10 protein-coding genes are annotated in these 5,560 nt (G+C 66.8%); 7 read left to right on the top strand and 3 right to left on the bottom strand.

Annotated features, from left to right (window positions below):
• Positions 1 to 214 precede the first annotated feature (214 nt).
• Together EV657_RS20990 and EV657_RS20985 are read right to left on the bottom strand one after the other, a co-directional pair.
• Positions 215 to 502: a hypothetical protein gene (locus EV657_RS20990; RefSeq protein ID WP_134079784.1), complete on the bottom strand. Its 288-nt coding sequence runs from the start codon at positions 500 to 502 to the stop codon at positions 215 to 217.
• 237 nt (positions 503 to 739) lie between these two features.
• Positions 740 to 1,045, bottom strand: coding sequence for a helix-turn-helix domain-containing protein (locus tag EV657_RS20985; RefSeq protein WP_134079783.1), 306 nt, complete (start codon positions 1,043 to 1,045; stop codon positions 740 to 742).
• Between the two features lie 410 nt (positions 1,046 to 1,455).
• On the opposite strand from EV657_RS20985, the gene EV657_RS20975 reads away from it, so the two are divergent.
• The 7 genes from EV657_RS20975 to EV657_RS20950 all read left to right on the top strand — a co-directional run bounded on the left by EV657_RS20975 (position 1,456) and on the right by EV657_RS20950 (position 4,852).
• The gene (locus EV657_RS20975) at positions 1,456 to 1,737 is read left to right on the top strand and encodes a hypothetical protein (protein ID WP_075787371.1); all 282 of its coding nucleotides are present in this window, start codon (positions 1,456 to 1,458) and stop codon (positions 1,735 to 1,737) included.
• Positions 1,734 to 1,874 (top strand): hypothetical protein, encoded by a 141-nt coding sequence (locus EV657_RS21785; RefSeq protein ID WP_166673761.1) that lies wholly within the window; start codon positions 1,734 to 1,736, stop codon positions 1,872 to 1,874. The genes EV657_RS20975 and EV657_RS21785 overlap by 4 nt, the downstream gene beginning before the upstream one ends.
• A gap of 47 nt (positions 1,875 to 1,921) precedes the next feature.
• On the top strand, positions 1,922 to 2,194 hold the full coding sequence (locus tag EV657_RS20970; protein WP_134079786.1) for a DUF2312 domain-containing protein: 273 nt from the start codon (positions 1,922 to 1,924) through the stop codon (positions 2,192 to 2,194).
• The gene (locus EV657_RS20965) at positions 2,194 to 2,676 is read left to right on the top strand and encodes a hypothetical protein (protein WP_134079779.1); all 483 of its coding nucleotides are present in this window, start codon (positions 2,194 to 2,196) and stop codon (positions 2,674 to 2,676) included. The genes EV657_RS20970 and EV657_RS20965 overlap by 1 nt, the downstream gene beginning before the upstream one ends.
• A complete protein-coding gene (locus tag EV657_RS20960) occupies positions 2,673 to 3,308 on the top strand; it encodes a hypothetical protein (RefSeq protein ID WP_243628102.1) in 636 nt (211 codons plus the stop codon). Before EV657_RS20965 ends, EV657_RS20960 begins: the two co-directional genes overlap by 4 nt.
• A 294-nt stretch (positions 3,309 to 3,602) precedes the next feature.
• Positions 3,603 to 4,175: a hypothetical protein gene (locus tag EV657_RS20955; protein ID WP_134079778.1), complete on the top strand. Its 573-nt coding sequence runs from the start codon at positions 3,603 to 3,605 to the stop codon at positions 4,173 to 4,175.
• A complete protein-coding gene (locus EV657_RS20950; protein ID WP_134079776.1) occupies positions 4,172 to 4,852 on the top strand; it encodes a hypothetical protein in 681 nt (226 codons plus the stop codon). The genes EV657_RS20955 and EV657_RS20950 overlap by 4 nt, the downstream gene beginning before the upstream one ends.
• A gap of 15 nt (positions 4,853 to 4,867) precedes the next feature.
• Here the strand turns inward: EV657_RS20950 and EV657_RS20945 are convergent, their stop codons facing one another.
• A complete protein-coding gene (locus tag EV657_RS20945; RefSeq protein WP_134079775.1) occupies positions 4,868 to 5,353 on the bottom strand; it encodes a hypothetical protein in 486 nt (161 codons plus the stop codon).
• Between the last annotated feature and the right edge of the window lie 207 nt (positions 5,354 to 5,560).

Genomic DNA, 5,560 nt, shown 5'->3' with positions numbered 1-5,560 from the left:
CTTCCGTGGGCGATTCCGGCCAGCGTGATGCCGCCCCAGGCCGAGCCGACGAAGAGCGCGCCGATCAGGGCGCCCAGCAGCGCATCGCGCCAGGTCCCGAAGCCGTAATTTGCGGGAAGGTCGGGGATTCTGGGCATGCGGGGCATGGGGTCCTCCGGAGAGCGAACGGGGTCTGGGCATGGGATGAGGGCCGACGCGCGGCCCGCACCGATGCTCAGAGACCGGCGTTCTCGCTGTCGTCGCCCTCGGCCTCGCCCGGATCGCCGGGCTCGGGATCGGCGGCCTCGACCTCCTTCGGGTCGGTGCCGGTGGGAGCGCGGTAATAGATGCAGCCCGGGGCGTGGGTGCGTTCGAAGGCGTTGGTGCCCGCGATGGCGGCAAAGCAGCCCGCGCCATCGGCCGAGGGCTGGCGGATGGCCGACAGATCCTCGGTGGCATTGACGGCGGCAAGCGCAGGCGCGGCCAGCAGGGCCAGGGCGGTCGCGGTCAGGGTGGTCTTCATGGGTCTCCCCTTTTTCGGTTGCAGTCAGGGGAGACTGCATCCGCCAAAGAGGATAGTCAACACATGATGTCCGCATTAGAGGATACTTGTGGGATGCGGGCGCAGCTCGAATCTGTCACGCGCAACCGACTTAGTGGGCGCGCGGTCCCTATCGGAGATAGACGATGCTTGTTGACGACTACCTCAGGCGCCTGGAGGGGCTGACCCGGGCGAAGAAGCTCGAAATCTTGGCGGAGATCAGGAGGATGATTTTGCGCGAATGATCTGGTAGATGCCCTGTCTTATCTCGGGGTGCTCGCGAAGCGCACGGAGGATCTCGAAGTCCTCCTCAGACACATCAAGGCCATACAGAATATAAATAAGACTGACAGGGATTGCGTCGCAAACCGCCGCCAGATTGTCCATGGTCGGTTCCTTGCCATCCGATAGGATCGAATGAACATAGCCAGGGCCGTTCCCGGAGGCCAAGGAAACAGCCCGCATCGACTTTCCGGCGTCCTGGATTGCGACGCGAAGCCTCTCGCGCCAACTCATGTCTACCATTCGCCAAATATCCTCTGGAGGGGAGCACAGCGCACGTCTTTTATCGGGGACACTTTACGCGTCCGCTTTAGCGGATATATTGGCGGCATGATTAAGCACTCAGCGCTACTGTCCGACATCGACGCGTTCCTTGAACACACAGGCATGGGCGCGAGTTACTTTGGGAAACGGGCTGTCGGGAACTCCGAGCTTGTTTCCCGGCTCAGGTGCGGGGGGCGTGTCTGGCCGGAAACGGAACGGAAGATCAGGTCCTTCATGGCCGCCAGCCATGCAACCCATTGCGCGTCCATCCAGTCGCGAAGCGTCGGTTCAGCCACTGATACGAAGGGTTCAACCTGATGCGCTCTACACCTTCTCCCGTCCTCTTTTCAGCGGCGACCGGCCCATGCGGTCATATTGGAGGAAGTCATATGCAAAAGTCCTTCCAGAATTTGCGCGACCCGCAGGAGCGGGAGCGGAAGTGGTTCGCCTCGCTTCTGTGGCGGTCTTTCCCCGAAGCGACGAGCGAGGCCGAGCTGGCCGATCTGGTGGCCGAGGCGCTGACGACGGCGCAGCGGCCGGTGAACCCGCGCACGGTGCGGAACTGGCTGCGGTCCGAGAACGCGCCGGGGCTGCATTACGTCCTGGCGGTGCTGGCGCTCGCGGGCGCCGAGACCGTCTTCGAACTCTTCGACCCGGAGCATACGGCATGACACTGGCAATTCGGATCTACTGGCGCGTCGCCGGACGCTTCAACCAGCTGCGCGCGGGCCGGGCCCGCGCCGCAGCCCGGCTTTTCGAGGCGCGGGCGGAAAAGTTTTTGGCGCGGTTCAAGGGGGGGCGGGCGTGACCGGCCCGATCCCGCTCGATACCTTCACCGCCGGGCCGCGGCCCCCGATGAAGGAGACCGCCGAGGACGAGGCGGTGCGCGAGAAAACCTACCGGGTCGCGGCCGACGAGCTGCGGGGCTTCATCGAGCGCTTCGAGGCCCTGGCCGAGGACAAGGCCGCCCTCGGCGATCAGCAGAAAGAGGTGATGGCCGCTGCCAAGGCCCGCGGCTACGACACCAAGGCCCTGCGCCGGATCATCGCGCTCCGCAAGCGGCACGCGGACGACATCGCCGAGGAAGAGGCGGTCCTGCAGCTCTATCGCGAGGCCCTGGGGATGTGATGGCCACGCGGATTTACACCGACCTCACCATCCGCGGCACGACCTATCCCGATGCGGCCAGCGCCGCCCGCGCGCTGGGGGTGACGCCCGAGGCGGTGCGGTCTGCCGCGCGCAAGGGGCGGCTCGACCGGGTCGGGGTAGGGCGCAAGGGGGTCGAGCCGATGCCGGTCAGGATCCGGGGCGAGGTCTTCACGGATGCCCATGCCGTCGCCGCGCGCTTCGGGGTGACGCCGCAGGCGGTCTGGAAGGCGCTCTCGGATGGCGATCCCGACCGGATCGGCCGACCCCAGCGCCGCCCCGGCCGGGACCCGCACCCCGTCGAGATCGGGGGCCTGCGCTTTGCCTCGCAGCGCAAGGCCAGCCGGGCGCTGGGTTTCTCGGACGACTATCTCTCCCATGCCCTGACCCGGGGCGGCCGCGCCGCCCGGGAACGCATTCTGGCCGCGGCGATGGCGCTGGCGGCGAAAGGGGTAACGCCATGACACTTGCCGCCTCCCGTCTTCGCCCGGTCGATGCCGCCGATCTGCCCGACTATCCGCTCGGCCCCGAGGACGACCTGAACGGCCATTACTTCATGACCTGGTATCACCGCGAATGGCTCAACAGCGAGATGCGGCTGAAGGGCACCGAGGAATGCCGGGCGCTGTATTTCGACCTGATCTGCCTGTCGCAGGACCAGAAGCCGGTCGGCACGCTGCCCGACGATCCCGAGCAGCTGGCCAAGCTGCTGGCGGTCGACGTGGCGCGGCTGCGGCGGCTGAGCGAGATGGAATACGGGCCGCTTCACCATTGGCAGCCCTGCCGCTGCGGCGATCAGATCCGGCTGATGCACGGCCGGGTGACCGCCATGGTGCTGGAAGCGCTCTCGCGCAAGCATGACAACCGGGCGCGGAACGAGGCGGCGAACGCCGCCAAGCGGCGCCAGCGGCTGCGCTCGGCCGTGGCCGGGATCCACCCCGACCTGGCGCAGAACGACGCGGCCGTCCTCTGGATGGATGACTGGCTGGTCGAGCAGGGCTGCGGCTATCGCGGCTCGGCCTGGGTCGAGCGGGCGATCACGGCCTGGTCCAACCACATGTTCGACATGACCCGGGCCGCGCGCCCCCGCGAGTAATTCCCAGACTGTCCCGAGACTGTCCGCAACTGTCCCGAGGACAGTTCAGGGACAGTCTCGGACAGTTTCAGACTGTCCTGCACGACAGGGACAAAGACAGAGAAAAGGACAGGAACATGGACGGTTCGCGTCGGTCTGACAGGGCAGGGCCTGTGGATAACCCCGCAAGGGCAGAGAAAGGGGCAGGACTGTCCCGACTGTCCCGAACTGTCCGCAAGTGTCCCGCAAATGTCCGCCGGACAGTTGCAGGACAGTCCTGAAACGGTTGGCAAGGCAGAGAGAAAGGAGCCGAGGATGGACGCGAGGGAACAGGCCGAGGGCGAAAAGCGGGTGCGGGGGCTGCTGATCGAGCCGCTGCTGCGGCGCGGGCTGGTGAAGCCGGGCGCGATGACCAAGGCGCAGTTCGACGAGATGCTGGCGGATCTCGCGAAGCGGCTGGCCTACATGACCCCGCCGAACCTCGCCGCGCTGGAAGAGATGGCGGCGGCCCAGCCCGGCGGCAAGGACCGCGACCGCTTCCCCATCGCCAATGCGATCCTGAAGGCGGCGGCGCAGATCCAGCCGCCCGCCGACGATGCCTCGCCGCTGATCCGGGCGGTCTTTGCCCATGCGGTCGGGCGGCAGGCGCTGGCCGAGGGCTGGGCGCCGGAGCTGCTGGACGATCTGCGCCGGACCCGTCGCTGGCCGGGTGGCTATGCGTTGGGGCAGATCCGCCAAGCCGCGGGCGAGGCGCTGCGCCGCCACGCGCATCTGGCGGGGGCCGATCCGGCCTTCCTCGATCCGGCCGAGGCGGCGTGGCTGCGCGACCGCGAGGCCCAGCTGGCCCGCTGCCGCCGCATCGCCGATCTGGCGGGGGCGGCGGCATGACCGCCGCGATCCGCCCCCCGGCGCAGACTGCCTCCCGGACCCGGCGCGCGATGCCGGTGCGCGCGGCGCTGGAATGGGCCTTCGGCACCGAATGCGCGCGGCTCGACCATGACGAGATCGAGGCGGTCGGCGGCACTGGCTGGCGGTCCTATGGCATGGAATATGTCGCCCTCGAACGCGCCCAGCTGGGCACCCGGGTCGACACGAGCCGGGGCCGGTCCCGCCCGCATGACGATGCCGAGCTGATCGCGACCGTGGTCCGCAACACGCTGCCCTGGTACGCGGCCACGATGGTCGCCGACCTCGCCCGCGCGGGCCGCACGCCCGACTGGATGCCCGACGCCCGCCCGCGGCTGAAGCCGGACGACTGGACGGTGAACCGCTGGGGCCGCCACGCGAAGACGGCGGATGCGGCGATGCTCGGGGTCGAGGGCTGGCAGCCGATCCCGCGTCGCAACCGCAAGGGTGTGATCGTCCACGACGCGGTACGCTTCACGCCCTGCCACTGGGATCCGACGCCCGCGCAGATCGCCGCGGCGCGCCGGGCTTACCTCGACTGGTGGGGCTACCTGCTGGCGGTGCAGGCGGCTTTGACGGGCGCGGACCTGACACGGATCGAGGTCACCCGGGACATGCCGCCGATGCGGCCGTGGAAAGGCGCGCCTCAGCGCCTTTAGGCTTCTTTCTTACTCCTAGAGAAGGTTCATAATATCAGCGGCCTGGCCGTGGTTCATCGACAGGCCTTCCTTGGCGGTGACGACCTTGAAGCCATGGCTTCTAAAAACCTGGCTCAGATCTTTGATCGACATGCTGTCCCAGTTTCTGGGCAGGAAGCCCGCGATTGAACTCTCGGCCGTAAACCCACCGGCCATGAACCCGACCATCTGGCCGCCTTTATAGACGGCAAGCTCGACAGGCTGCGCATCCTGTTTTGCACGTTGCTCCGCTTGCCAGGCCTTGCCCTCGGCGGAGTCCATCCACGCCGCCTCCGCGTCGGATTTCGCCATCATGGCCATGAATTCGGCTGGGGCTTTGTATGGCTTGAAACCGGCCTCTTCCCCAGTTCCCGGTCGAAAGTTCGCGAGCTCGGGCCTGAACTTGGGCTGAGTGGCTGTCTGCTGTTCTGTTTGTTCCTTGCGAACCGGCATCACGCTGGTCGCCGTTACGGGGCCGATCATGGGAGTTTCCTCATTGACACGACAGGGTGGTTCAGTGATGGCGGCGGCCGGTTAATAGAAGATTGCGCCACGTGTCGCTGGGCTTCAGCACTTTTTATCCGCTTTCCTAAAGCTAGGCTCAGGACCCATTGATCTGCTTGAAACCGCTACGGCTGAATGATTCAAGCTCTCGGACTGACGGTGGGTGATGATGAGCAACCTTTTCTG

This window comes from Rhodovulum visakhapatnamense (assembly GCF_004365965.1).
Classification (GTDB): Bacteria; Pseudomonadota; Alphaproteobacteria; order Rhodobacterales; family Rhodobacteraceae; genus Rhodovulum; species Rhodovulum visakhapatnamense.
Note: the sequence above shows the minus strand (reverse complement) of the source record. Positions and strands in the feature narration are given on the sequence as shown.

Excerpts from the sequence above, each read along its gene's own strand:
- EV657_RS20965 (WP_134079779.1), top strand. The coding sequence starts at position 2,194 with ATGGCCACGCGGATTTACACCGACCTCACCATCCGCGGCACGACCTAT.
- EV657_RS20990 (WP_134079784.1), bottom strand. The coding sequence starts at position 502 with ATGAAGACCACCCTGACCGCGACCGCCCTGGCCCTGCTGGCCGCGCCT.
- EV657_RS20960 (WP_243628102.1), top strand. The coding sequence starts at position 2,673 with ATGACACTTGCCGCCTCCCGTCTTCGCCCGGTCGATGCCGCCGATCTG.
- EV657_RS20970 (WP_134079786.1), top strand. The coding sequence starts at position 1,922 with ATGAAGGAGACCGCCGAGGACGAGGCGGTGCGCGAGAAAACCTACCGG.
- EV657_RS20985 (WP_134079783.1), bottom strand. The coding sequence starts at position 1,045 with ATGGTAGACATGAGTTGGCGCGAGAGGCTTCGCGTCGCAATCCAGGAC.
- EV657_RS20975 (WP_075787371.1), top strand. The coding sequence starts at position 1,456 with ATGCAAAAGTCCTTCCAGAATTTGCGCGACCCGCAGGAGCGGGAGCGG.
- EV657_RS21785 (WP_166673761.1), top strand. The coding sequence starts at position 1,734 with ATGACACTGGCAATTCGGATCTACTGGCGCGTCGCCGGACGCTTCAAC.
- EV657_RS20955 (WP_134079778.1), top strand. The coding sequence starts at position 3,603 with ATGGACGCGAGGGAACAGGCCGAGGGCGAAAAGCGGGTGCGGGGGCTG.
- EV657_RS20945 (WP_134079775.1), bottom strand. The coding sequence starts at position 5,353 with ATGATCGGCCCCGTAACGGCGACCAGCGTGATGCCGGTTCGCAAGGAA.
- EV657_RS20950 (WP_134079776.1), top strand. The coding sequence starts at position 4,172 with ATGACCGCCGCGATCCGCCCCCCGGCGCAGACTGCCTCCCGGACCCGG.